This window comes from Streptomyces sp. NPDC060198 (genome assembly GCF_042728415.1).
GTDB lineage: Bacteria > Actinomycetota > Actinomycetes > Streptomycetales > Streptomycetaceae > Streptomyces.
The window spans coordinates 19,974-43,415 of sequence record NZ_JBHWZJ010000016.1 but is presented as its reverse complement, the minus strand read 5'-3'; the positions used below and the strand labels follow the sequence as shown (position 1 = coordinate 43,415).

Genomic DNA, 23,442 nt, shown 5'->3' with positions numbered 1-23,442 from the left:
CACGAGATGGGGCTCGTCCACCGCGACATCAAGCCCGGCAACGTCATGGTCACCAAGCGCGGCGTCGTCAAGGTCATGGACTTCGGCATCGCCCGCGCCATGCAGTCCGGCGTCACCTCGATGACCCAGACCGGCATGGTCGTCGGCACGCCGCAGTACCTCTCCCCCGAGCAGGCCCTCGGCCGCGGCGTGGACGCCCGCTCCGACCTCTACTCGGTCGGCATCATGCTCTTCCAGCTGCTCACCGGACGCCTCCCCTTCGACGCGGAGTCGCCGCTCGCCATCGCGTACGCGCACGTGCAGGAGCAGCCCCCCGCCCCGTCCACGATCAACCGGGCGGTCACCCCCGCGCTGGACGCGCTCGTCGCCCGCGCGCTCCGGAAGAACCCGAACGAACGCTTCCCCAGCGCCGCCGCGATGCGCGACGAGGTCTTCCGGGTGCTGAACGCGTCGGGCCCGGCCACCGCCCCGGTGATCGTCGCCGGTGGCCCCACGAACAGCGGGTCGGGCGTCGGCGCGACGGTCTTCCCGCCGGTGGACCAGCAGAACCCGCCCACCCCGTACGGCGTCCAGACCCCGTACCCGGCACACCAGCAACCGCAGCAGCCCGGCCCGTACGGAGTCCCGACCCCGGCGGCAGGCTACGGCTACCCGCAAGCCGCCCCTCCGGCGTACCAGCAGACCCCACCGCCGTACGCCGTGTCCGCGACCGGCGGCGGGGCGGGCGCCGGGGGCGGTGGCAGGCCCCGGCGGAACGGGGTGGTCCTGGGTTCGGTCGCGGTCGCCGCCATCGCCGTCATCGGCCTGGGGGCGGTCTTCCTGATCGGCGGGGGCGAGGACGACGAACCGGAGTCCACCGGCGGCTCCGAGAGCAGCGCGCCTGCGGTCGCGGGCGAGCACAAGGGCCCCGAGCGCAACCGGACGATGGACACCGACGACTGCACCGACCCGAGTACGGACGTCCGCGATCCGGAGAAGGTCTCCGCACCGGACTTCGTCTACAAGGACCTGCTCTCCGCGAAGGCCTGCGCCGACGCCGCTGGGTGGACCCTCAAAGTGATCGAGGAACCCGGCAACACCTACGCCGAGGACCAGATCGTCAAGCAGTTCCCGACCGCCGGTACGGCCATCGACCCGCAGAGCGCCCACATCGAACTGAGCGTCTCCACGGGCGACCCGAACTGAGTCGAGCGGACGGGCGGGACCCGGGGCGGGCCCGAGGATCGGGACCCTGGGACGGGACCCTGGGACGGGGACGGACCCGGGGTCGGACAGCAGCCGGATCGGCCGTACGCGCGTGTCCCTGATCGGCCGTACGGGTGAGGGCAGGGCTCGCCGTCATCAGGGCGGATGACATCCCTCCATCCGGGATGCCGGGAATGTGCGGGCGTGTGACGCTGATCCCATGGCTCCAGGTCCTCCTCCCTCACGGTCCGTGCGGATGTCGAGGTCGGCGGCCTGTCTTCTGTTCGCCCTGGCCGCCGCGCCGATTCCGGTGGCGGGTGGGGCCGCCTTCGCCTCCCCCCGTACGAGCGCCCTCGCCCCCTCGGGAGCGGAGGTGAGCGCACCTTCGGGCCCCCGGCCCACAGCGCGCTCGTCCTCAGCCCTCCCGTCCCCGGCGCCTTCGCTTCCTTCGGTGCCCTCGCTTCCGGCGCGCTCGTCCGGCGGTCGTGCCGCAGTCGGCCGGCCCACGGCAGGTCTCCCCGCGTTCGGCCCTCCCGTGGCGCCCGCTTCTTCCGTCCGGCCCTCTCGGGCGGCCTCGCCGTCCTCCGGGCGGCCTTCGGCGGGCTTCCACGCACCGGCTTCCGGACTACCGGTTTCCGCCGCGTCGGCCCCGGCGGACAAAATCGAAGCGAGCATCTCCACGGGACCCACCACCATCACGCCCCCGGCCACCCCGCTGGTCCCGCCGTCCGTCGGTCCGTCCGACGACGCGTCGGCCGGTCCGCCGAAGGACGGGGCACCGTTCGCCGGGCGGCTCGCCGGGGAGGGCCGGGTACGCCCCGGAAGGTCACTGCCCCCCGAGGAGCTCGCCGCGGCCGTCGCCGCTCTGGAGGACGACGACGAGGAGGCTCCCCCGCCGGTCCCGCCCTCCGTCGCGCCGCCCTCCCTGCCCTCGGAGCCCGTGCCGTCGGCCCACCGGCGCGCACTGAGCACCCGGGCCACCGAGCGGCTCCGCGAGCTGTCCCTGGGCGGCGGGATCACCCTGGTCGGCCTCGGGCTGTTCCTCCTCGGCGTCCGTGTACGCCGCGCGGGCTGACGCGGAACACGCCCTGCCGGGGTCCGCATCCGGGACGCTCCGGGACATCTCGGGGTACCGATCACGCATTCAGGTACGTAGGGGACGGTGGATCACGCCTAAGAAGGGGCACCACCCTTGTGTACGGAGCATGTGCGAGACAATGGCGGCATGGAGATGCCGAGGAATGACCGGTCGCAGGAGCACCCCCAGGTCCTCGTAGTGGGACAGGACGGAATGGCTGTCGGCGGCGGTGCCAGTGGCGACGAGTCCCGCGAGGTCCCAGTGACGGAGATGGTCGAACAGCCCGCGAAGGTCATGCGCATCGGCAGCATGATCAAGCAGCTCCTGGAGGAGGTCAGAGCAGCCCCTCTCGACGAGGCGAGCCGGGTCCGGCTCAAGGAGATCCACGCCAGTTCCGTGAAGGAGCTGGAGGACGGACTCGCCCCGGAGCTGGTGGAGGAGCTGGAACGCCTTTCGCTGCCCTTCACGGAGGAGTCGGTCCCCTCGGAGGCCGAGCTGCGGATCGCGCAGGCCCAGCTGGTGGGCTGGCTGGAGGGCCTGTTCCACGGCATCCAGACCGCGCTGTTCGCCCAGCAGATGGCGGCCCGGGCCCAGCTGGAACAGATGCGGCGCGCGCTGCCGCCCGGTTCCGGCGACGAGGAAGGCGTCGGTGGGGACCCGCACGGCGCGATCCGCTCCGGCCCGTACCTCTAAAGCGTGTTGCGGAAGTAGCGCCGTCCGCCCGCCGGACAGGCAGGACTTTCACCACACGCCCTGGCTCGGAACACACCCCAGGCCGATCAGCACGCCGCCGCGCGGACCCTCCGCGCGCGGGATCCGGCAGAGCCCGGACCGCGGGAATCCGATGTGGATTCCGTGCGGGCCGGGCTCTCGTCATGGCAGTCCCCGGGGCGTGCCCGGAGCCGGTCAGGCCTGGTTCGTGGCGGGCGCCAGCAGCAGGACCTTGCCGATGTGGGTGCTGGACTCCAGCACCCGGTGGGCCTCGGCGGCCTCGGCCATCGGAAGCGTACGGTCCACGATCGGGCGGACCACGCCCCCCTCGATCAGCGGCCAGACATGCTCGCGCACGGCTGCCACGATCGCGGCCTTCTCGGCCGCCGGACGGCTCCGGAGCGAGGTGGCGGTGACGGCGGCCCGCTTGGCCAGCAGGGCGCCCAGATTCAGTTCGGCCTTCGCGCCGCCCTGGAGACCGATGATGGCGAGTCGCCCGTTGGTGGCGAGTGCCTCGACGTTCCTCCCCAGGTACTTCGCGCCGACGATGTCCAGGATGACGTCCGCGCCCGCGCCGTCCGTCGCCTTGCGGATCTCCTCCACGAAGTCCTGCTCGCGGTAGTCGATCAGGATGTCGGCGCCGAGTTCCGCGCAGCTCGCCAGTTTCTCCGCGCTGCCCGCGGTCACCGCGACCCGGGCGCCGACCGCCTTGGCCAGCTGGATCGCCATGGTGCCGATGCCGCTGGAACCGCCGTGCACCAGCAGGGTCTCGCCAGGGCGCAGGTGCGCCACCATGAAGACGTTGGACCAGACCGTCGACGTCACCTCGGGCAGCGCCGCCGCCGACACCACGTCGAGGCCCGCGGGCACCGGCAGCAGCTGCCCGGAAGGCACCGCGACCTTCTCCGCGTAACCGCCGCCGGCGAGGAGCGCGCAGACCTCGTCGCCCACCGCCCAGCCGCTCACGCCCGGGCCGAGCGCGGCGACCCTGCCCGCGCATTCGAGACCCGGGTACGCGGACGCGCCGGGCGGCGGATCGTAGAACCCCTGGCGCTGCATGACATCGGCGCGGTTCACCGCGCTGGAGAGCACCTCCACGAGGACTTCGCCCTCGCCGGGTACGGGATCGGGCACCTCGGTCCAGACGAGTGCCTCGGGGCCACCGGGTTCCGGGATCGTGATCGCATACATGGCCGCGAGGCTACTCCGTGCCACCGCCCCCACCCGGCAGCAGCGCCTCTCCCGGCGACCGGCCGGGGCGGGGGCTCCGGCGCGGGCACGAGGGCAGGCGCGGGCACGAGGGCTGGCGCTGGCACGAGGGCTGGTGCGGAGGCTGGTGCCCGCGCTACAGCCGCTGCGGGCCCTGCGGCGGCCGGTTCGGGATCAGCGGGGAGGGCAGCGGGGAGGCACGCACGACCACCACCACCCGGTCGGTCATCTGCAGAGGGCTGGCCGCGGGATCGTCGTAACTGAGCATCCGGTGACCCCGCACCACATTCACCACCAGGTCGTCGGTCTCCCGAACCCCCTTGCCGACCTCGCTCTTTATCACCGGCCGCTCGATGAGGTCCAGGCCACTGCCGTGCTGGATGAGGTCCTCCAGCACCGTGCCCGCGCTCGGGCTGAGCGCCGAGAGCCCCAGCAGCCGGCCCGCCGCACTCGCACTGGTGATGACCGCGTCCGCTCCGGACTGCCGGAGCAGCGGGGCGTTCTCCTCCTCGCGCACCGCGGCCACGATCTTCGCGCTCTGGTTCAGCTGCCGAGCCGTCAGCGTCACCAGCACCGCGGTGTCGTCGCGCTGGGTGGCGATGATGATCTGACGCGCCTTCTGGACCTCGGCCCGCAGGAGGACCTCGCTGCGCGTGGCATCACCCTGCACCCCGGTGAACCCCTGCGCGTTGACCGCGTCGACCACCTTGCCGGACGGATCGACGATGACGATCCGGTCCTTCCGCAGGCCGGTCGCGCAGAGCGTCTGCACGGCCGAGCGGCCCTTCGTACCGAAACCGACGACCACACTGTGATCACGCACGTTGCTTCTCCAGCGATTCAGGAACTCGACGGGTCGCCCTGTTCGGCGTATCGCGCGGTACGGCGCGGCTCTCAGGGTACGGAAGGACGAGGGACGGAACGGCCGCGCGGAACCCCTTACGCTTCTGTCCGCCGGTGACGGTGCGCGACCGGTGGAGAAACACCGCGCGCCGGGCACTTCGGCATACGTCCTCGTCGTCGATCCACGACCATGGGCCACGACGTGACCACCTGCCCGCCGCCGCCAGAGGACATGCCTTGAAGGACGAGAACCACCCAGCAGCCAGGACCGGCAGGTTCTCCATCCTGCGGACCCTCTGGCACCGCTCGCGCTCGGAAGCGCGGGACGACAACGAGGCCAGTCGCGCCATCACCATGCCGACACAGGGATCCCTCCCGCCGCTCCAGCAGGTGCTCCGGCGACTGGCGATGGCTCTGCTGGTCCTCGCGGTCACCGTGGTGATCGTCTGGTCCGACCGCTCCGGCTACAACGACACCTCCGACGGCAGCGTCGACCTGCTCGACGCGGTCTACTACGCGACCGTCACCCTCTCCACCACCGGTTACGGCGACATCACCCCGGTGAGCGACGGGGCCCGCCTCACCAACGTGCTGGTCATCACCCCCCTTCGGGTGCTCTTCCTGATCATCCTGGTCGGCACCACCCTCGAAGTCCTCACCGAGCGGACCCGCCAGCAGGTGCGCATCCACCGGTGGCGTTCCCGTACGCGCGGCCATGTCGTGGTGGTCGGTTACGGCACCAAGGGCCGGCACGCCATCGAGTCGCTGCTCTCCACGGGCATCGGCAAGGACAAGATCGTCGTGGTGGACCCGCAGCAGAAGGCCGCACACGCGGCCGGCGACGACGGACTGGTGGCCGTGGTCGGCGACGCCACGCGCTCCGAAACGCTGCTCAAGGCCGAGGTGCAGACGGCCAGTCGGGTGATCATCGCGCCTCAGCGCGACGAGACGGCCACCCTGATCACCCTGACCGCCCGCCAACTCAACAAACACGCCACCATCGTCGTCGCGGTCCGGGAGGACGAAAATGTTCCGCTGCTCAAGCAGAGCGGCGCGGACACCGTGGTCACCAGCTCCAGCTCGGCCGGGCGTCTGCTGGGGGTGTCGATGGCCAGTCCGCCGGTGGCCAGGACGCTGGAAGATCTGATGACCCATGGCAGCGGGCTGGATCTCGGTGAGCGCGCGGTGACCGAGGAGGAGATCGGCCGCTCGCCGCGCGAGTGCGCGGATCTGATCGTCGCGGTGCTCCGCAACAGGAAGTTGTTCGACTACACGGACCCCGCGATCGCCGGCCTCAAGCGCGAAGACCGTGTCATCACCATCAGCCGGTCGGGACCACCGGCCCACTGACGCGAGGCCCGATCCATCCGGTCCGCCGATGCCGGGCCCGGTCCGTCCGGCACCCGTCCGGCGGATGTTTCACGTGAAACGGCCGACATCTCCGGGGTGCACGGACACCGGTCGGACCGCCTGACCGCTGGACACGCCCTAAGCCCACGGCAGGTCGAGGATCTCCACCTCGGCGCCGGGACGGACACCGCCCGGCGGTACGACCGCCATACCGTCGGCGGTGGCGATCCCCCGCAGCATCGCAGGACCGTTGTAGCGCAGAGGCACGACATGGTCCCTGGTGTCGCCACGCCCGGCCCGATGCACCACGGGTACGAGCCGGGTGTCGTGCGGGTGGCCCTGGACCGCGTCTTGGGCGAGCGCCCGGTACGGCTCCTGCGCGATGCGGCCCGCGAGGCCGCCGAGCAGCGGAAGCGCGAGCGTGAGGAGTCCGGACACCGCGGCGAGCGGGTTGCCGGGCAGCCCCACCAGGAAGGGCCCGTCCGGTGCCAGTCTGGCCAGCAGCATCGGGTGTCCCGGGCGTACCGTCACCCCGTCCACCAGCAGTTCTGCGCCGATCTCGGAGAGGACCGGGTGCACATGGTCGACCGGGCCGGCCGCCGTACCGCCGGTCGTCAGCACCAGGTCCGCGGCGGTGGTGGTGAGCGCGTGCCGCAACGCCTCCGGGTCGTCCCCGAGGCAGCGGGGATCGGCCACATCGGCGCCGGCCGACCGCAGCCACGGGCCGAGCATGGGCCCGAGCGCGTCGCGGATGCGACCGCCGTGGGGGAGGCCCGAGGTGAGCAGCTCGTCACCGAGCACCAGCACCTCCACCCGGGGACGCGGTACGACGACGAGCGCGTCGTACCCGGCGGCGGCGGCCAGACCGAGCACCGCGGGGGTCACCGGCGTTCCCGGCGCGAGCAGTTGCTCGCCGGTCCGGCACTCCGTCGCGCGCGGCCGGACGTCCTGGCCGGGAACGACGGTCCGCCGGGCGTGCAGCATCCCCTTGGCCTCATCCACCTCGGCGTGCTCCGAGCGGATGACCGCCGTCGCCTCCGCGGGCATACGGGCGCCCGTGGCGATCCGTACCGCCTCACCGTCCGGCAGCCGGTCGAGGCCGCCGTCCCCGGCCAGAAGTCCGGAACCCTCACGGAAACGCCAGGGGCCCGGTCCGGTGACGGCCCAGCCGTCCATGGCCGAGGTGTCGAAGGACGGCAGGTCGGTCAACGCCGCGAGCCCTTCGGCGAGCACATGGCCCGGGGAACGGTCGAGCGGCAGCCGGATCGCGGGCAGCGAGGCCCTCCGGCCGGCTCGCACGGACAGCGCACGGGCCTGCTCCCAGCGGATGCCGGGGGAGTGGTGCACGGACGCGCAACCACGGGTCGGCACGGACGTGCCGGCTCCGGACTTCACGGGCCCGGACTTCACGGGCCCGGACTTCGCAGGCCCGGACGGCTCCGGAGGGGTCGGCCTCGCGGTCCCCTCCGGACGGTCTCCGCCCGAGGCGGCGTCGCCCTGGTGGGAGGAGTCCGGGGGAGAGAGGTCGTAGCGCGAAGACTCGTGCGCGGGGACCCGGTTGGCCAGGGCCAGCGCCTGCTCCACGGCACGCTCGTCCTCCGCCGAGGAGCCCTTGCGCGCGGGCACGGGGCAGTCGTCCAGCTCGGGAAGCACGAAGAGGTCTCCCGATGCTCCCGAACCGGAAATCCGCACGGTCGGGGCCTCCGAAGCGGGCAACGACTCCCGGCCGGTCACGAGGCTCCGGCTCCCTTGCCGTTGCCCGACTCCTCTTCCCAGCGCAGGGCGAGAGCAGCCGCCTTGCGGGCCGCCTCGGCCACGGCGCCGGGAGCGTCACCGGGTCCGGCGTTCGCGCTCGCCAGCCCCGCCGCGTATCCGACGAGGAAGGTGGTGAGCGGGGCGGCGGGTCGCGCGACACCGTGTGCGGCGTCGCGCGCCAGGTCGAGCAGGACATCGGTGTCGACGTCGAGTTCGAGGCCCAGTTCGGTCTTGACTGCGGTGATCCATTCGTCCAGCACGGCCTCATGCTCCCTGATGTGCGCCCTCGCCAGCCTGATGTCGTCCCAAGTGTCGCAGTCGAAAGAGGCGGACTTCGGTGTGGCCAGGGTGGCCAGATCGAGCTCGGCCGTCAGCAGGCGCAGCGGAAGTCCGGCGAGGCCGCCGTGCTCGGTGGCGAGCAGGGCGAGCTCACGCCGCAGTGGTTCGGCCCGGTAGACGGCGACCAGCGGCTGGCGGCGCCCGTCCGGGTCCACGCACAGGGCGCCTTCCCGGCCGCCCTCCTCGGCGGCGGCCAGCAACGCTTCGACGGTGACGGCACCGAGGAACGGCAGGTCGGCCGAGAGCACCACGACCCAGGGGGCGGCGGTCTCCCGGACGCCCGCGCCCAGCGCGGCCACCGGCCCGCCACCCGCAGGTGATTCCCGGGTCCATCTCACCGGCCGGGCCGTGGCCCTGCGGGGCCCGACCACGACCGTGCCCACGGCACCGGCGCACGCGGCGAGCACCCGGTCGAGCAGCGTCCGTCCACCGACGCCGATCCCGGGCTTGTCCGCTCCCCCGAGCCGTCTGGCGGCCCCTCCGGCAAGGACGATGGCGTCATAGGCGGTCATGCGACGAGTGTGACTCCTCCCCTCGTGAACGAGAGGGCTTCTCGTCTGCCAGAGCTTCGAGGCGGACCCACGGGAGTTCCACGGAGAGGGCGACCACCCGCACCCGCTGGTGCACCAATCGCCCGGAGGCGCCCTGCCCAAGCTCGTCAACGGGCTCAAAGGCATCAGTTCCCGCCGGCTGCGCCAGGAGTACACCGCCGGCACGAACCGGACGACGGGCGCCCGCCCCGGGGCACGGCCGGCCCTGGCGCCGTCCGGGCCGCGCCCGTCGGACCGGAGCAGGCCGGGCCGGGCCCCGACTACAGGGCCCGCAGCAGGACCGCCGGTTGTTCCACGCAGTCGGCGACGTACCGCAGGAAGCCGCCCGCCGTGCCGCCGTCGCAGACCCGGTGGTCGAAGGTGAGCGAGAGCTGCACCACGTGACGGACCGCCAGTTCTCCCTCGAGGACCCACGGGCGGGGCACGATGCGGCCGACGCCGAGCATGGCCGCCTCGGGGTGGTTGATGATCGGCGTGGAACCGTCCACCCCGAACACGCCGTAGTTGTTCAGGGTGAACGTGCCGCCCGTCAGCTCGGCCGGGGTCAGTTTCCCGTCGCGGGACAGCCCGGTGAGCCGGGCGAGCTCGGCCGCCAGTGAGTCCACGGAGCGGGTGTGGGCGTCGCGGACCACCGGCACGACGAGCCCCCGGCCGGTCTGCGCGGCGAAACCGAGGTGGACGGACGGCAGCCGTACGACCTCCCGGGCAGCGGTGTCCACGGTGGAGTTCAGCTCCGGGTACTTCGCCAGCGCGGCCACGCAGATCCTGGCCAGCAGGGCGAGAACCGACACCTTCGGGCCCTCGGCCGCGTTCATCGCCGCGCGGGCCGCCATCAGCTCGGTCGCGTCGGCGTCCACCCAGCAGGTCGCGTCGGGAATCTCGGTCCGGCTGCGGCTCATCTTGTCGGCGACCGCACCCCGTACACCGCGCAACGCGATCCTTTCCCCGTCGGCCGCACCGTCCCGCGGGGAAACCGCAGGATCCGCGGTGACGGCGGTGGTGTCCCGGTCGGGCACCTTCGACGCCCGTCCGATCACCGCCTCGACGTCGCACCGCAGGATCAACCCGTCCGGCCCCGATCCCACCAGCTCACGGAGGTCGAGCCCGTGCTGCCGGGCGAGTCTGCGGACGAGCGGCGAGATGACCGCGACCGGAGCACCCGTCACGGCCGGAGCATCCGTCACGGTCCGTCGAGCCGGAGCGGCACCGACGACCGGGACGACGGAAAGGACCGGGTCGGCGGACGGAACCGGAGCGGCGGAAGGGGCCGGGGACGCGGCCGTCACCGGCACGGGGCGGACCCGCCGACGGCGTGCCGCCGGGGCGGCCGTACCGTATCCGACCAGTACGTTCCCCGAGGCCCCGGCCGACGCGGGCTCGTCCTCCGGCACCGGGGCCGGTGCGACCGCGACCGTCATCAGTGGGGCTCCGACCGGGAGTTCCGCCCCTTCTTCGCCGAAGCGGGCCGTCACCACACCCGCGTACGGGCACGGCACCTCCACCAGAGCCTTGGCCGTCTCGACCTCGACCACCGGCTGGTCCACGACGACGACCTCGCCGGCCTCCACCAGCCACCGCACGATCACCGCCTCGGTCAGCCCCTCGCCGAGGTCCGGCAACCTGAATTCGAGCACCGTGGGCATCAGCGCGTCGCCTCCCACTGGAGCCGGGCGACCGCGTCGAGAACCCGGTCCACCCCCGGCAGATGGTGCCGCTCCAGCATCGGCGGCGGATACGGGATGTCGAAGCCGGTGACCCGCAGCACCGGCGCCTCCAGATGGTGGAAACACCGCTCCGTCACCCGCGCGGCGATCTCGCCCCCCGGCCCGCCGAACCCGGCCGACTCGTGGACGATCACCGCGCGCCCGGTCCGCCGCACGGACGCGGCGACCGTCCCGTCGTCGAAGGGCACCAGCGACCGCAGATCGACGACCTCCAGGTCCCAGCCCTCCGCCACCGCCGCCTCGGCCGCCTCCAGGCACACCGGCAGCGACGGGCCGTAGGTGATCAGCGACGCGCTCGTCCCCGGCCTGCGGACCACGGCCCGTCCGATGGGCTCGACCTCCGCCGGAGCCTGGGGCGACCAGTCGGACTTCGACCAGTACAGCCGCTTCGGCTCCAGGAACACCACGGGATCGTCCGAGGCGATCGAGGCCCGCAGCAGCCCGTAGGCGTCCTCCACGGTGGCCGGGGTGACGACGTGGAGCCCCGGGGTGGCCATGTAGTACGCCTCCGAGGAGTCGCTGTGGTGCTCGACCCCGCCGATGCCGCCGCCGTACGGAATCCGCACGGTCAGTGGCATCGGAAAGGCTCCCCGGGTCCGGTTCCGCATCCGCGCCACATGGCTGACGAGTTGCTCGAACGCCGGGTACGCGAACGCGTCGAACTGCATCTCCACCACGGGCCGCAGGCCGTACATCGCCATCCCGACCGCGGCGCCGAGAATCCCCGCCTCCGCGAGCGGGGTGTCCGTGCACCTCGCCTCGCCGAACTCCGCCGCCAGCCCGTCGGTGACCCGGAAGACGCCCCCGAGCGTGCCCACGTCCTCGCCGAGCACGTGCACCGAGGGGTCCTCCGCCATCGCGTCCCGCAGCGCCCGCCCCAGCGCCTGGGCCATCGTGGCCGGCCCCGAACGGCCCGCCCGCGCCCGCACCGCCGTGGTCATCGCCCGCCCTCCGCGTCCCGCTCGTCCTGCTTGCGACCGTCCCGCTGCCCCTGGGCGCCCCGCTGCTCGCTCTCGGCCTCCAGCTCCGCGCGCAACCGCTCCTCCTGCTCCCGCAGCGGCCCGGTCCGCCGAGCGAAGACGTGCGTGAAGAGGTCCGCCGGGTCGAGCACCGGATCGGCGTTCATCCGCTCCCGCAGCGCCGCCGCCATCCGCTCCGCCTCCTGGCGCACCGCGCCCGCGGCCGCTTCGTCGAGCAGGCCGCGCCCGGTCAGCTCGCGTTCCATGAGCAGCACCGGATCGTGGTCCCGCCATGAGACCACCTCGTCCTCGGAGCGGTAGCGGGTCGCGTCGTCGGCGTTGGTGTGGGCGTCCATGCGGTAGGTGACCGCCTCCACCAGCGTCGGCCCGCCACCGCTCCGGGCGCGCGCCACCGCCCCGGCGAGCACCTCGTGGACCGCGACGGCGTCGTTGCCGTCCACCAGCCTGCCGGGCATGCCGTACCCGACCGCCTTGTGGGCGAGCGACGGTGCCGCCGTCTGCTTGGCCAGCGGCACCGAGATGGCGAAGCCGTTGTTCTGCACGAGGAAGACGACCGGTGCCCGCCACACGGCGGCGAAGTTCAGCGCCTCGTGGAAGTCGCCCTCGCTGGTCCCGCCGTCCCCGACCATCGCCAGCGCCACCACGTCGTCGCCCTTGAGCCGCGCCGCGTGTGCCAGACCGACCGCGTGCGGCAGCTGTGTGGCCAGCGGGGTGCAGAGCGGCGCGATCCGGTGCTCGCGGGGGTCGTAGCCGGTGTGCCGGTCGCCCCGCAACAGCGTCAGCGCGTCGACGGGGTCGAGCCCCCGGGCCACGGCGGCGAGCGTGTCCCGGTAGCTCGGGAAGAGCCAGTCCCGCTCCTCCAGCACCAGTGCGGCGGCCACCTGGCAGGCCTCCTGGCCCGTACTGGACGGATACACGGCGAGGCGCCCCTGCTTGGTGAGCGCCGTCGCCTGCGCGTTGTACCGGCGGCCCCGCACCAGCTCGGCGTAGAGGCGCGACAACAGCCGCGGGTCGACCCCCGCCACGGCGTCCGTGCCGAGCACCCGGTACGGCTCCGGGTCCGGGAGCAGCGGCGCAGGATCGGTGAGCGGCTTCCAGGCCGGGGGCGGCACGGGCCGGTAGCCGGCCGCACCGGGCAGCTCTTGGACCGTCATGGGAGGCACCTCCTGGCAACAGGGGCCGGCACACGGGAACACCCGGATACGGAGCCCGAGAAGAACGGAATCCCGCCGGGCCCTGGGCGTGCCCTACGTCGGGGTCTACGTGGGAGTGGGAGCGGACGCACGCGGACGTCGCCCGGGACCGGCCCGGGTGATCTGTCTCACCTACCGATTGTTCGGTCGTGGGCGCATTTTGGCTACAGCCGCCCTCGCCCTGTGGACAATCGGTCGCGCACGGCCTGGGATGGAGGCAGCTCGTCCACAACAGGGAGGCCCCGGAGCATGTCAGCTGAACGAATGGCCGAGGGGGCCGGCCCGACACCACCGGCCCGCCCGCTGGACGCCGTCGACCGGGACATCCTGCGCATCCTCCGCACCAACGGCCGGGCCTCGATACGGGCGGTCGCCGAGGAGGTGCACGTGTCGCGCGCCAACGCCTACGCCCGCATCAACCGGCTGGTGGAGGACGGGGTCATCCGCGGGTTCAGCGCCCGGATCGACCACGAACGGGCCGGGCAGGGGGCGTCCGCCTACATCACGCTCAAGATCGTGCAGAACTCCTGGCGGACCGTGCGCGAGCAGCTCCGAGCTCTCCCGGGAGCCGGCCACATCGCGTTGGTCAGCGGCGATTTCGACGTGCTGCTGCTGGTCCACACGCCCGACAACCGCGCGCTGCGCGAGCTCGTCCTCACCCGTATTCAGGCCATCGACGAGGTGCTCTCCACCCGCACCCTGCTGGTGTTCGAGGAGACGGAGCTGGGCCACGGTCCGGACCGCCCCGCCGACCTCACCTGAACCGCCCGTACCGGCTCGTCAGGCCCGCGTCCCGTCACCGGCCGGCGGAACGCATCCCCTCGAAGGCCAGGCGCACGACGGTCCCCGGCAGATCGTCCGCCGCGAGGGCTCCTTCCGGGCCGCCGCCCGAACCTCCGGCGGCTCCTTCGGGCTGTGGGCGGTACCACTCGACCAGCGAGTTCACCATGCCGAACAGCAGCCGGGTGGCCAGCCGTATGTCCACGTCGGACCTCAGATCCCCGTCCGCGACGGCCGCCTTCAGCAGGGCCGAAACCCGCTGGTCGAACTCGCGGCGCCGCTCCAGCGCCCAGCGCTCGGTCTTGGTGTTGCCCCGGACACGCAGCAGCAGGGTGACGTAGGGCAACTCGGCCATCAGCACCTCGACCGTGCGGCGCGTGACGTACTCGACCCGCTCGACCGCGCGCCCTCGGACCGCGCCCGGTTCGTCGAGAATCCGGAAGAGTCCGTCGATCGCCCGGCTCACCGCACGGCGCAGAAGCTCTTCCTTGCCCGCCACATGGTGGTAGATCGACGACTTCGAGATGCCCGCCGCCCGGGAGAGATGCTCCATGGACGTGCCGTCGTATCCGCGCTCGTTGAAGACCCGCACGGCGACGGCCAGCAGAGTCTCCGGGGTGTACGTGTCCCGCTTGGCCGTGGTCATGAACGCGATCCTCCCCCATGAGTCGTCCACAGGTAGTCCGGGGCCCCTTGTACCGACCGACCGTTCGGTTACTCTGACTCCGTCAGCACGTCCCCGCCCGGCTCGATGAGGAGTTGGTCCGCCATGGCCGCCGCGCTCTCCCTCCAGAAGCTGTCCGAGACCCACCGGCCCACGCTCGACCAGGCCCTCGAAGCGATCTCGACCCGCGCCTACTGGTCGCCCCACCCGGAGCACCCCAAGGCCTACGGAGAGGGCGGGGCGCCCGGCAGCCTCTCAGCGGCCGAGGGCAAGGCGGCGTTCGACGCCCTCCTGCACACCCGGTTCGACCTCGGCCAGCCCGGCACGGACGGCTGGACGGGCGCCGAGGTCTCCCCGTACGGCCCCGAGCTGGGCATCGAATACCCGCACGCCGACCCCGACGTCCTGCTGCCTGCGATGCGCGCCGGCACGGCGGCCTGGCGGGACGCGGGGCCCGAGGCGCGGGCGCTGGTCTGCCTGGAGATCCTGGCGCGCGTCGGCGGCCGTACGCACGAGCTGGCGCAGGCCGTCATGCACACCAGCGGACAGGCCTTCCTGATGGCCTTCCAGGCGGGCGGCCCGCACGCCCAGGACCGTGGTCTGGAAGCGGTGGCGTACGCGTACCAGGAGCAGGTCCGCACCCCCGCCCGGGCCGACTGGTCCAAGCCGCAGGGCAAGCGCGACCCGCTCCGGCTGCGGAAGTCGTTCCGGGCGGTGGGCCGCGGTGTCTCGCTGCTGATCGGCTGCAACACCTTCCCCACCTGGAACAGCTACCCGGGCCTGTTCGCCTCGCTGGCCACCGGCAACCCCGTCCTCGTCAAGCCGCACCCGCGCGCCGTACTGCCGCTCGCGCTCACCGTCAAGATCGCGCGGGAGGTGCTCGCCGAGACCGGGTTCGACCCCAACCTCGTCGCGCTGACCGCCGAGCGGCCCGGGGAGGGGATCGCGAAGGAGCTGGCGGTGCGCCCGGAGGTCCGGATCATCGACTACACCGGCTCCACCGCCTTCGGCGACTGGCTGGAGACCCACGCCCGCCAGGCCCAGGTGTACACGGAGAAGGCCGGGGTCAACACGGTCGTGATCGACTCCACCGACGACTACTCCGGCATGCTCGCCAACCTGGCGTTCTCGCTCTCCCTCTACAGCGGCCAGATGTGCACGACCCCGCAGAACCTCCTCGTCCCCCGCGACGGCATCACCACCGAAGCCGGCCCCCGGACGTACGACGAGGTGGTCGCCGACCTCGCGGGGGCGATCGAAGCGCTCCTCGGTGACGACGCCCGCGCGACCGCCCTCCTCGGCGCGCTGGTCAACCCGGACGTGCGGGCCCGGCTCGAAACCGCGCCCGGCCTCGGCGAGGTGGCCCTGGCCTCACGCGAGGTGCCGCACCCCGAGTTCCCTGACGCGGTGGTCCGGACGCCGGTCGTCGTCAAGGTCCTCGCCAAAGAGCCCGGCCCGGACGGCGGCGACCCCGTCCACCTCTCCGAGTGCTTCGGCCCGGTCTCCTTCGCGGTCGCCGTGGACACCGTCGACGACGCGGTGGAGCTGCTGCGCCGGACGATCCGCGAGAAGGGCGCGATGACGGTCGGCGCGTACACCACCTCCCCCGAGGTGGAGAGCGCCATCGAGGAGGTCTGCCTGGAGGAGTCGGCCCAGCTCTCGCTGAACCTCACCGACGGGGTCTACGTCAACCAGACCGCGGCCTTCTCCGACTTCCACGGCTCGGGCGGCAACCCGGCGGCGAACGCGGCCCTGTGCGACGGCGCCTTCGTGTCGGGACGCTTCCGCACCATCGAGGTCCGCCGCCAGGCCTGAGGACCGGGCCGGGGGTCCGGGCCGGGGATCCGGATCGGGCCTGGTCGGAGCTGAGGACCGGGGCGTCCGGTGCCAGGCCCGGTCAGGCCGAGGGGTCCGGCACCTCCGCGTACCGCTGCACCCACGCGTGCATGGCGACGGCGGCGGCCGCACCCGCGTTGATCGACCGCGTCGAGCCGAACTGCGCGATCGAACAGACCATCGACGCGTGAGCGCGGGCCTCCTCCGTGAGGCCCGGACCCTCCTGGCCGAAGAGCAGCACACAGCGCCGGGGCAGCACGGTCCGCTCCAGCGGCACGGCCCCGGGGAGGTTGTCGATCCCGATGATCGGCAGCCCTTCCGCCGCCGCCCAGGCGGTCAGGCCCGCGGTGTCGGGGTGGTGACGCACGTGCTGGTAGCGGTCGGTGACCATCGCGCCGCGCCGGTTCCAGCGCCGCCGGCCGACGATGTGGACCTCCTTCGCGAGGAAGGCGTTCGCCGTGCGGACGACCGAGCCGATGTTGAAGTCGTGGCCCCAGTTCTCCACCGCCACGTGGAAATCGTGGCGCCGCAGATCGAGGTCGGCGACGATCGCCTCGCGCGTCCAGTAGCGGTACTCGTCCACCACGTTGCGCCGGTCGCCGCCCGCCAGCAGCTCGGGGTCGTACCGCTCCCCCTCCGGCCAGGGGGACGGGTGCGGTCCGACGCCGATCTCGTTCCCGAACCCGTCGTCGTACTGCGCCGGTTCCAGGGCCGGATCGGACCCCTCGGCCACGAAGGGCACGAATTCCTCTGTACTGCCGGTCTCACTGCTCACCCGACGAGCGTATGGCCCCCGTCGCCCGGACGCGGCGGGGCCTCCCCGCCCGGCCCGGCGGTCCCCGCACCCACGGGCTCCCGCGGACCCGGTACGCGCGCCCCGCCCCCGCGTCCGAACCGGGCGAGCAGCCGGTCCCGGCCGAGGCCGACCCGGCCCCCGCACCACACGAGGAAGACCGTGGGCAGGAAGACGGCGTCCGCCGAGATCATCGCCATGGAGAAGAAGGGCAGCCCCAGCAGGACCGCGATCCCCGCGTGCTCGCCCATCATCACGACCAGCAGGACGTTCTTGACCCGCCGGTCGAAGAGCGTGAACGGGAACGCCACCTGCACGATCACCGTCGCGTACGTCACCACCATCACCATGAGCGAGCTGGCCGCCATCAGGTTCGAGAGCTCGGGCCAAGGGGTGAAGTAGTCCAGCTTGAGCGGGTAGTACAGCGCGGTACCGTCCTGCCAGCGCGAACCCTGGATCTTGTACCAGCCGGCGGTGGCGTAGATCAGACAGACCTCGGCCATGATCACCACGAGCGCGGCGTTGTGGACGATGTTGGCCACCACGTCGAGCAGCACCCGGGTTTCACCGTCCGGCGCGTGCCGGTCCACGGCCCACCGGGCGGCGGACCCCAGCCACAGCACCCACAGCAGGGCCGGCAACCACCAGGTGCCGCCCAGACCGTCCTGCACCTGGGCGACCAGCAGCACCGGCCCGAGCACCGCCCAGAGCACCGGGCCGACGACGTCCCGGGCCGGGCGCAGTCCCTGGGCCCGGCGCGCCGCGTTCCGTGCGGCCCGCCGCGCGTCGAGCGACCACACCTGGGCGCAGCGGGTCAGCACGAGGTAGATCGCCATCAGATGGACGACGTTGTCACCGCCGTCGCCCATGAAGACGTTGCGGTTCTGGATCGACAGGACCCCGACCATGAACAGGACGGACATCGTCCGCGTGCGCCACCCGATCATCGTGCAGAACGCCGATACGAGGGTGAGCGCGTAGACCGCCTCGAACCACACGGAACTGTCCGACCAGATCAGGACGGTGAAGGCGCGGTTCTCGGCTATCAGCCGGTGCGCCAGGTCCCACGCCCACGGGCTGTCCGGCCCGTACAGCTCCTGCCGGTAGGGCACTTCACGCAGCAGGAACAGCAGATACGTGGTGGCGAACCCGATCCGGATCACCGCGCTCTGGTACGGACCGAGGGCGGCGGCGGTGAACCGCTGGGCGGAACGGCCGATCGGACCCGCGGGCCTGCGGGGGGCGGCACCTGCCGTGGGGACGGTGTTCACTGGTCGGCCTCCTCGCCGGGCGCGGCCTTGGCCGCCGCCACGCTGCCCTCGGGCAGATCGGCGGTGGACACGGTCCACCACGCGAGCTCGCGGTACATCGGCTGCGTGCCGATCTTCTCGGTGCTCCACGAGGGCGCCTGGACCCTGCGCGCCGACGAGCGCAGCTGAATGCGGTCGATGGTCCCGCCGTAGTCGTGCTCGCCCAGACGCAGCATCACGATGCGCCGCAGATAGGCCTCGGCGAGCGCTCCGCGCGTCCCGGTCGAACGGTTCTTGTCGTCATGGCTGTTGACGTAGAAGTCCCAGGCCCGGCGCAGCTCGTTCTGGTGCGCGTGGCTGGGCAGCGGGTTGTGCAGGATCGCCTTGCCGTCCTCCGCGCTGAGACTCATCCAGCGGGTGGTGCGGCGGTCGCCGTCCGCATCGACGATCTCGGCCCGGACGTGCACGGAGATGTTCTGCTGGAGCGGATTGGGAGCGAAAAGCTTCCAGTTCTGCTCGAACTCCGGATAGATCCAGTCGTCGATGGTCTCTCCGCCCTCTTTGGACAGGGTGTTCGACGGAGCGACGTGCAGAAAGACCATGGCCAGGTGGACGCAGGTGAACAGGCCGACGACGACCATCACGGCCCCCGCGACGACCCGGTACGGGGTCGACAGCCCGGCTATCCCGGCCCGCGCCGGGCCCGGCGCGGCACCGGACAGCGTCCCGGTTCCGGTGCCGGGCCCACCCGGGCCGCCGGCACCTCCCGCACCCCTTTCGCGGTCCTCGGCGCTCTCCTCGCCCGCCCGGCGCGGCACGGCGCCCGAAGCGGCGGAGTCGCCGTCGTGGTCGCGGCCCGGCTCGTGCTCGTCGGGCCCCGGCGCGGGCTCGTGACCGTCCGTGCCGGGCGGCCAGGACGCGGAGGGCGGCGCCCCGGACTCCGTTGCGCCCTCGCCTCCGGCATCGGCCTCTTCGCCAGGGCCCTTCCCGACAGGGGCCGCCTCGGAGCCGGCCACCCCCGCACTCGGTCCCTCCGCTCGGGGCCCGGCGGGCACGGCACTGCCGGGCCGCTCTACGGGGGGCTCTACGGGGGGCTCTACGGGCCGTCCCTCGGGTCGTTCCTCGACGGGTCGCCCGTCGGGCCGTTCACCGAGCCGTTCACGGACCGGTTCGGGGACGGAGGGCTCACCGGCTCCTACCCCTGCCGCGGAAAGCCCGGTGCGGCCCGGGGCCGCCTCTCCGGGTGGCCCGCCCCCGCGTTCCCCGGCGGATTCCTCACTCCCGTCGGCCAACCGATTCGAGCGCCCCCCGCGATCCGATTCCATCCCGCCCCGATCGTCGTCGATCATCCCTCGGTCATCCACAGGGTTGACACCCTACGGTCCACCGGCCGACCATTGAAGCCGATGAACCGAACGATCGGTCGGGACGGAGTCGTCATGGCGACAGTGGCCGCGGGACGCCAGGCACCGGACGGCGCGGACGCCGCCGCAGCGGGGGAGGACGGCCGTACGGCATCGTTCGAGGCCACGGTGGCCGCGGACGAGCGGATCGAGCCCCGCGACTGGATGCCGGACGCCTACCGGGACTCCCTGGTCCGCCAGATGGCCCAGCACGCGCACTCCGAGATCATCGGTATGCAGCCCGAGGCCAACTGGATCACCCGGGCCCCCTCCCTCCGCCGCAAGGCCATCCTGATGGCCAAGGTGCAGGACGAGGCGGGCCACGGCCTGTACCTCTACAGCGCCGCCGAGACCCTGGGCACCAGCCGGGCCGAGCTGCTCGACAAGCTCCACGCCGGCCGTCAGCGATACTCCTCGATCTTCAATTACCCCACCCTGACCTGGGCGGACGTGGGGGCGATCGGCTGGCTGGTGGACGGCGCCGCCATCACCAACCAGGTGCCGCTGTGCCGCTGCTCGTACGGCCCGTACGCCCGCGCCATGGTCCGTATCTGCAAGGAGGAGTCCTTCCACCAGCGCCAGGGGTACGAACTCCTGCTGACGCTGAGCCGTGGCACACCGGCCCAGCACGCGATGGCGCAGGACGCGGTGGACCGCTGGTGGTGGCCGTCGCTGATGATGTTCGGCCCTCCGGACGACGAGTCCGCGCACTCCGCGCAGTCGATGGCCTGGAAGATCAAGCGGCACTCCAACGACGAACTCCGTCAGCGCTTCGTGGACATCTGCGTCCCGCAGGCCGAGGCTCTCGGCCTCACCCTGCCCGACCCCGGCCTCCGGTGGAACGAAGACCGGGGCCGGCACGACTTCGGCGCCATCGACTGGGCCGAGTTCCAGGAGGTGCTCCGGGGCAACGGCCCGTGCAACGACGAGCGGCTCGCCCAGCGCCGCCATGCCCACGAAGAGGGCGCCTGGGTCCGTGACGCCGCGGCCGCGTACGCGGCGAAGGAGGAGCGCCGCACGCCCCGGCACCACACGGGCCCGCAGCCCCCGCCCTCCTTGGCCGGGGCGGCCCCGGCGGCCCACGCACCCACGACCCCGGCCCGGAACGCGAACGCGGAGGCGACGGCATGAGCGGCTCGACCGACTGGCCCCTGTGGGAGGTGTTCGTCCGCTCCCGCCGAGGGCTCTCCCACACCCACGCGGGCAGCCTGCACGCCCCCGACGCCACCATGGCCCTGCGCAACGCGCGCGACCTCTACACCCGCCGCGCGGAGGGCGTCTCGATCTGGGTGGTGCCCTCCACCTCGGTCACCGCCTCCTCCCCCGACGAGAAGGACTCCTTCTTCGAACCGGCGGCCGACAAGCCCTACCGCCACCCGACCTTCTACGAGATCCCGGAAGGAGTGCGGCACCTGTGACCGCCACCCCGCACGGCGCGACACCCGGCCGCAGTGCCGCTGCGCCGCCCCGGTTCCTCGCCGGTGCCCTCGCGCTGGGCGACGACGCGCTGGTGCTTTCGCACCGGCTGGGGGAGTGGGCCGGGCACGCCCCGGTGCTGGAGGAGGAGGTCGCCCTCGCCAACATCGCGCTGGACCTGCTCGGCCAGGCCCGCGTTCTCCTCTCCCTCGTCGGCGACGAGGACGAACTCGCCTACCTCCGCGAGGAACGCGCCTTCCGCAACATCCAGTTGGTCGAGCAAGAGAACGGCGACTTCGCCCGCACCATCGCCCGCCAGCTCTACTTCTCCGTCTACCAACGCCTGCTGTACGAGCGGCTGGCGGCCGGCCGGAGCGAGTTGCGGGCCCTCGCCGCGAAGGCGGTCAAAGAGGTCGCCTACCACCAGGACCACGCCGAGCAGTGGACCCTGCGCCTCGGCGACGGCACCGAGGAGAGCCACCGGCGGATGGGTGAAGGACTCGACGGACTCTGGAAGTTCACCGACGAGCTCCTCCAGCCCGTCGAGGGCGTGGACGTCGACTGGCAGGCCCTCGGCGACGACTGGCTCGCCACGGTCACGGACGTGGTGGAGCGGGCCGCCCTCGCGCTGCCCACCGGGCCGAGGAGCGGGGCGTGGAAGGCGGGGGCCGGCCGCCAGGGACTGCACACCGAACCCTTCGGACGGATGATCGCCGAGATGCAGCACCTCCACCGCAGCCACCCGGGGGCGTCATGGTGACCACGACCCCGCCGGCGGAGGAACTGCGCCGGATCGCCGGAGCCGTACCCGACCCGGAGCTTCCGATGGTGACCCTCGAAGAACTCGGCGTCCTCCGTGACGTGCGGGTGGACGGGCCCGACCGCGTCACCGTCACCCTCACCCCGACCTACACCGGCTGCCCCGCCGTGGAGACCATGGCCCACGACATCGAAGAGGCCCTCCGGGACCACGGCATGACTGGAGTCTCGGTGATCACCACGCTGGCACCGCCGTGGTCCACGGACGACATCACGGTGGAGGGCCGCCGCAAGCTCGCCGCGTCCGGCATCGCACCCCCGCGCCCCGCGCGGGCTCCGGAGGGCGCGGTGCCACTCACCCTCGCGGTGCGCTGCCCGCACTGCGGCTCGACCCGCACCGAGCTGCTCAGCCGGTTCTCCTCCACCGCCTGCAAGGCGCTCCGCAGATGTGACGACTGCCGCGAACCCTTCGACCACTTCAAGGAGTTGTAGATGTTCCATCAGCTCCGGGTCGGCGCCGTCGAACGCATCACGGACGACGCGGTGGCCGTGACGTTCGACGTCCCTCACGCACTGAGGGAGACCTTCCGCCACGTGCCGGGCCAGCACCTCAACGTCCGCTACCAGGCAGCGGGCGGCGAGGAGATCCGGAGGTCCTACTCGCTCTGCTCCCCCGCCGTGGCCGCACCGGACCCTCCGGTGCTCCGGGTCGGCATCCGCCTGGTGGACGGCGGTACCTTCTCGACGTACGCGCTCGAAGAGCTCGCGGTCGGCGACCGGGTGGAGGCGATGGCACCGTCCGGCCGCTTCACGCTGGAGCCCCGGCCGGGGCTCTTCGCGGCAGTGGTAGGCGGCAGCGGCATCACCCCGGTCCTGTCGATCGCCGCGACCCTGCTCGCACGCGAACCCCTGGCCCGTTTCTGCCTCGTGCGCGGAGACCGGACGGTGGCGTCGACGATGTTCCTCGACGAGGTGGCGGACCTCAAGGATCGCTACCCGGACCGCTTCCACCTCGTCACCGCGCTCTCCCGGGAGGAGCAGACGGCGGGGCTGCCCGCCGGACGGCTCGACCAGGAACGTCTGGCCTCGCTACTGCCCGCCCTGCTGCCGGTGCCGGACGTGGCCGGGTGGTTCCTCTGCGGGCCGTACGGACTGGTGCGGGGAGCCCGAGGAGCCCTGCGTGCGTTGCATGTCGACCGCGGCCGTATCCACCAGGAGATCTTCCACGTGGCGGACGCCACTCCCCCGGCCGCAGGAACGACGGCCCCGGACGCGGCGCCGACCGGGGGCGCGCCCGGCTTCGAGGTCCCCGCGGCGGCCACGCTGACCGCGACCCTGCACGGCCGCTCGGGCAGCTGGCCGGTCGAGAACGGCGATTCCCTCCTGGAGACGGTGCTCCGGAGGCGTACGGACGCGCCGTACGCCTGTAAGGGCGGTGTCTGCGGCACCTGCCGCGCCTTCCTCGTCCGGGGCGAGGTACGAATGGACCGGAACTACGCCCTGGAGCCGGAGGAGACGGAGGCGGGTTTCGTCCTGGCCTGCCAGTCGCACCCGCTCACCCCCGAGGTGGCCATCGACTTCGACCGCTGACCGGCGTGGGCCCGCCCACCGCACTCGAGAGCG

General features: G+C 72.6%; 21 protein-coding genes and 2 pseudogenes. 12 read left to right on the top strand and 11 right to left on the bottom strand.

The features are described 5' to 3' along the window. From ACFWEP_RS04490 to ACFWEP_RS04480, 3 genes are all read left to right on the top strand, one after another. Nucleotides 1-1,185, top strand: a 1,185-nt coding sequence (locus tag ACFWEP_RS04490; protein ID WP_387365411.1) for a protein kinase, incomplete at its 5' end; no start/stop codon positions are given. Nucleotides 1,186-1,720: 535 nt separating this feature from the next. Continuing rightward, complete coding sequence (locus ACFWEP_RS04485; RefSeq protein WP_387365408.1) at nt 1,721-2,260, top strand: hypothetical protein; 540 nt, start codon at nt 1,721-1,723, stop codon at nt 2,258-2,260. A gap of 150 nt (nt 2,261-2,410) precedes the next feature. Then, nucleotides 2,411-2,956, top strand: a complete 546-nt coding sequence (locus ACFWEP_RS04480) for a bacterial proteasome activator family protein (RefSeq protein ID WP_387365405.1) — start codon at nt 2,411-2,413, stop codon at nt 2,954-2,956. Between the two features lie 213 nt (nt 2,957-3,169). On the opposite strand, the gene ACFWEP_RS04475 is transcribed toward ACFWEP_RS04480, so the two are convergent. Both ACFWEP_RS04475 and ACFWEP_RS04470 read right to left on the bottom strand, forming a co-directional pair. Continuing rightward, a complete protein-coding gene (locus tag ACFWEP_RS04475) occupies nt 3,170-4,165 on the bottom strand; it encodes an NAD(P)H-quinone oxidoreductase (RefSeq protein ID WP_387365402.1) in 996 nt (331 codons plus the stop codon). Nucleotides 4,166-4,319: 154 nt separating this feature from the next. Further along, nucleotides 4,320-5,027 (bottom strand): annotated as a pseudogene (locus ACFWEP_RS04470) (potassium channel family protein); the annotation flags it as partial. 284 nt (nt 5,028-5,311) lie between these two features. Here ACFWEP_RS04470 and ACFWEP_RS04465 point away from each other — a divergent pair. Further along, nucleotides 5,312-6,376, top strand: coding sequence for a potassium channel family protein (locus ACFWEP_RS04465; protein ID WP_387365417.1), 1,065 nt, complete (start codon nt 5,312-5,314; stop codon nt 6,374-6,376). A 138-nt stretch (nt 6,377-6,514) separates the two neighbouring features. On the opposite strand, the gene ACFWEP_RS04460 is transcribed toward ACFWEP_RS04465, so the two are convergent. Beyond that, nucleotides 6,515-8,029, bottom strand: coding sequence for a molybdopterin molybdotransferase MoeA (locus ACFWEP_RS04460; RefSeq protein ID WP_387365399.1), 1,515 nt, complete (start codon nt 8,027-8,029; stop codon nt 6,515-6,517). A 77-nt stretch (nt 8,030-8,106) separates the two neighbouring features. Further along, nucleotides 8,107-8,982 (bottom strand): NTP transferase domain-containing protein, encoded by an 876-nt coding sequence (locus tag ACFWEP_RS04455; protein ID WP_387365396.1) that lies wholly within the window; start codon nt 8,980-8,982, stop codon nt 8,107-8,109. Nucleotides 8,983-9,037: 55 nt separating this feature from the next. Here ACFWEP_RS04455 and ACFWEP_RS04450 point away from each other — a divergent pair. Continuing rightward, a pseudogene (locus tag ACFWEP_RS04450) lies at nt 9,038-9,385 on the top strand (transposase); the annotation flags it as partial. On the opposite strand, the gene ACFWEP_RS04445 reads toward ACFWEP_RS04450, so the two are convergent. From ACFWEP_RS04445 to pdhA, 3 genes are read right to left on the bottom strand one after another with little or no spacing between them, the layout of a single operon-like run. Continuing rightward, entirely contained in the window at nt 9,282-10,664 is a 1,383-nt protein-coding gene (locus tag ACFWEP_RS04445) for a dihydrolipoamide acetyltransferase family protein (protein ID WP_387365393.1), read from the bottom strand. The pseudogene ACFWEP_RS04450 and the gene ACFWEP_RS04445 overlap by 104 nt on opposite strands. Beyond that, on the bottom strand, nt 10,664-11,686 hold the full coding sequence (locus ACFWEP_RS04440; RefSeq protein WP_387365390.1) for an alpha-ketoacid dehydrogenase subunit beta: 1,023 nt from the start codon (nt 11,684-11,686) through the stop codon (nt 10,664-10,666). Before ACFWEP_RS04440 ends, ACFWEP_RS04445 begins: the two co-directional genes overlap by 1 nt. Next, nucleotides 11,683-12,879, bottom strand: a complete 1,197-nt coding sequence (gene pdhA, locus ACFWEP_RS04435; RefSeq protein WP_387365387.1) for a pyruvate dehydrogenase (acetyl-transferring) E1 component subunit alpha — start codon at nt 12,877-12,879, stop codon at nt 11,683-11,685. The genes ACFWEP_RS04440 and pdhA overlap by 4 nt, the downstream gene beginning before the upstream one ends. 288 nt (nt 12,880-13,167) lie before the next feature. Between pdhA and ACFWEP_RS04430 the strand changes: the two genes are divergently transcribed. Continuing rightward, a complete protein-coding gene (locus ACFWEP_RS04430; protein ID WP_387365384.1) occupies nt 13,168-13,680 on the top strand; it encodes an Lrp/AsnC family transcriptional regulator in 513 nt (170 codons plus the stop codon). Between the two features lie 34 nt (nt 13,681-13,714). Here the strand turns inward: ACFWEP_RS04430 and ACFWEP_RS04425 are convergent, their stop codons facing one another. Next, entirely contained in the window at nt 13,715-14,344 is a 630-nt protein-coding gene (locus tag ACFWEP_RS04425) for a TetR/AcrR family transcriptional regulator (protein ID WP_387365382.1), read from the bottom strand. A gap of 123 nt (nt 14,345-14,467) precedes the next feature. Here ACFWEP_RS04425 and paaN point away from each other — a divergent pair, with 123 nt between their 5' ends. After that, nucleotides 14,468-16,177, top strand: coding sequence for a phenylacetic acid degradation protein PaaN (paaN, locus tag ACFWEP_RS04420; protein ID WP_387365379.1), 1,710 nt, complete (start codon nt 14,468-14,470; stop codon nt 16,175-16,177). 82 nt (nt 16,178-16,259) lie between these two features. Here paaN and ACFWEP_RS04415 read toward each other — a convergent pair whose 3' ends face one another. From ACFWEP_RS04415 to ACFWEP_RS04405, 3 genes are read right to left on the bottom strand one after another with little or no spacing between them, the layout of a single operon-like run. After that, a complete protein-coding gene (locus ACFWEP_RS04415; protein WP_387365376.1) occupies nt 16,260-16,973 on the bottom strand; it encodes a TrmH family RNA methyltransferase in 714 nt (237 codons plus the stop codon). Next, nucleotides 16,970-18,262 carry an HTTM domain-containing protein gene (locus tag ACFWEP_RS04410; protein ID WP_387365373.1) on the bottom strand — a complete coding sequence of 431 codons (1,293 nt, stop codon included), beginning with the start codon at nt 18,260-18,262 and terminating at the stop codon, nt 16,970-16,972. The genes ACFWEP_RS04415 and ACFWEP_RS04410 overlap by 4 nt, the downstream gene beginning before the upstream one ends. After that, nucleotides 18,259-19,257, bottom strand: coding sequence for a DUF5819 family protein (locus tag ACFWEP_RS04405; protein WP_387365370.1), 999 nt, complete (start codon nt 19,255-19,257; stop codon nt 18,259-18,261). The genes ACFWEP_RS04410 and ACFWEP_RS04405 overlap by 4 nt, the downstream gene beginning before the upstream one ends. Before the next feature lie 423 nt (nt 19,258-19,680). On the opposite strand from ACFWEP_RS04405, the gene paaA reads away from it, so the two are divergent. From paaA to ACFWEP_RS04380, 5 genes are read left to right on the top strand one after another with little or no spacing between them, the layout of a single operon-like run. Then, nucleotides 19,681-20,775 (top strand): 1,2-phenylacetyl-CoA epoxidase subunit PaaA, encoded by a 1,095-nt coding sequence (paaA, locus tag ACFWEP_RS04400; protein ID WP_387365367.1) that lies wholly within the window; start codon nt 19,681-19,683, stop codon nt 20,773-20,775. Then, nucleotides 20,772-21,062 carry a 1,2-phenylacetyl-CoA epoxidase subunit PaaB gene (paaB, locus tag ACFWEP_RS04395; RefSeq protein ID WP_266706660.1) on the top strand — a complete coding sequence of 97 codons (291 nt, stop codon included), beginning with the start codon at nt 20,772-20,774 and terminating at the stop codon, nt 21,060-21,062. The genes paaA and paaB overlap by 4 nt, the downstream gene beginning before the upstream one ends. Next, nucleotides 21,059-21,820 (top strand): 1,2-phenylacetyl-CoA epoxidase subunit PaaC, encoded by a 762-nt coding sequence (gene paaC / locus ACFWEP_RS04390; protein ID WP_387365363.1) that lies wholly within the window; start codon nt 21,059-21,061, stop codon nt 21,818-21,820. Before paaB ends, paaC begins: the two co-directional genes overlap by 4 nt. Next, nucleotides 21,814-22,311, top strand: coding sequence for a 1,2-phenylacetyl-CoA epoxidase subunit PaaD (gene paaD / locus ACFWEP_RS04385; protein ID WP_387365360.1), 498 nt, complete (start codon nt 21,814-21,816; stop codon nt 22,309-22,311). The genes paaC and paaD overlap by 7 nt, the downstream gene beginning before the upstream one ends. Further along, nucleotides 22,312-23,409 carry a 2Fe-2S iron-sulfur cluster-binding protein gene (locus ACFWEP_RS04380; RefSeq protein WP_387365357.1) on the top strand — a complete coding sequence of 366 codons (1,098 nt, stop codon included), beginning with the start codon at nt 22,312-22,314 and terminating at the stop codon, nt 23,407-23,409. It abuts the gene before it with no gap. Nucleotides 23,410-23,442: the final 33 nt, after the last annotated feature.

Coding starts and splice junctions, on each gene's coding strand:
- ACFWEP_RS04480 (WP_387365405.1), top strand. CDS start 2,411: ATGGAGATGCCGAGGAATGACCGGTCGCAGGAGCACCCCCAGGTCCTC.
- ACFWEP_RS04475 (WP_387365402.1), bottom strand. CDS start 4,165: ATGTATGCGATCACGATCCCGGAACCCGGTGGCCCCGAGGCACTCGTC.
- ACFWEP_RS04455 (WP_387365396.1), bottom strand. CDS start 8,982: ATGACCGCCTATGACGCCATCGTCCTTGCCGGAGGGGCCGCCAGACGG.
- ACFWEP_RS04445 (WP_387365393.1), bottom strand. CDS start 10,664: ATGCCCACGGTGCTCGAATTCAGGTTGCCGGACCTCGGCGAGGGGCTG.
- ACFWEP_RS04440 (WP_387365390.1), bottom strand. CDS start 11,686: ATGACCACGGCGGTGCGGGCGCGGGCGGGCCGTTCGGGGCCGGCCACG.
- pdhA (WP_387365387.1), bottom strand. CDS start 12,879: ATGACGGTCCAAGAGCTGCCCGGTGCGGCCGGCTACCGGCCCGTGCCG.
- ACFWEP_RS04430 (WP_387365384.1), top strand. CDS start 13,168: ATGTCAGCTGAACGAATGGCCGAGGGGGCCGGCCCGACACCACCGGCC.
- ACFWEP_RS04425 (WP_387365382.1), bottom strand. CDS start 14,344: ATGACCACGGCCAAGCGGGACACGTACACCCCGGAGACTCTGCTGGCC.
- paaN (WP_387365379.1), top strand. CDS start 14,468: ATGGCCGCCGCGCTCTCCCTCCAGAAGCTGTCCGAGACCCACCGGCCC.
- paaA (WP_387365367.1), top strand. CDS start 19,681: ATGGCGACAGTGGCCGCGGGACGCCAGGCACCGGACGGCGCGGACGCC.
- paaB (WP_266706660.1), top strand. CDS start 20,772: ATGAGCGGCTCGACCGACTGGCCCCTGTGGGAGGTGTTCGTCCGCTCC.
- paaD (WP_387365360.1), top strand. CDS start 21,814: ATGGTGACCACGACCCCGCCGGCGGAGGAACTGCGCCGGATCGCCGGA.
- ACFWEP_RS04380 (WP_387365357.1), top strand. CDS start 22,312: ATGTTCCATCAGCTCCGGGTCGGCGCCGTCGAACGCATCACGGACGAC.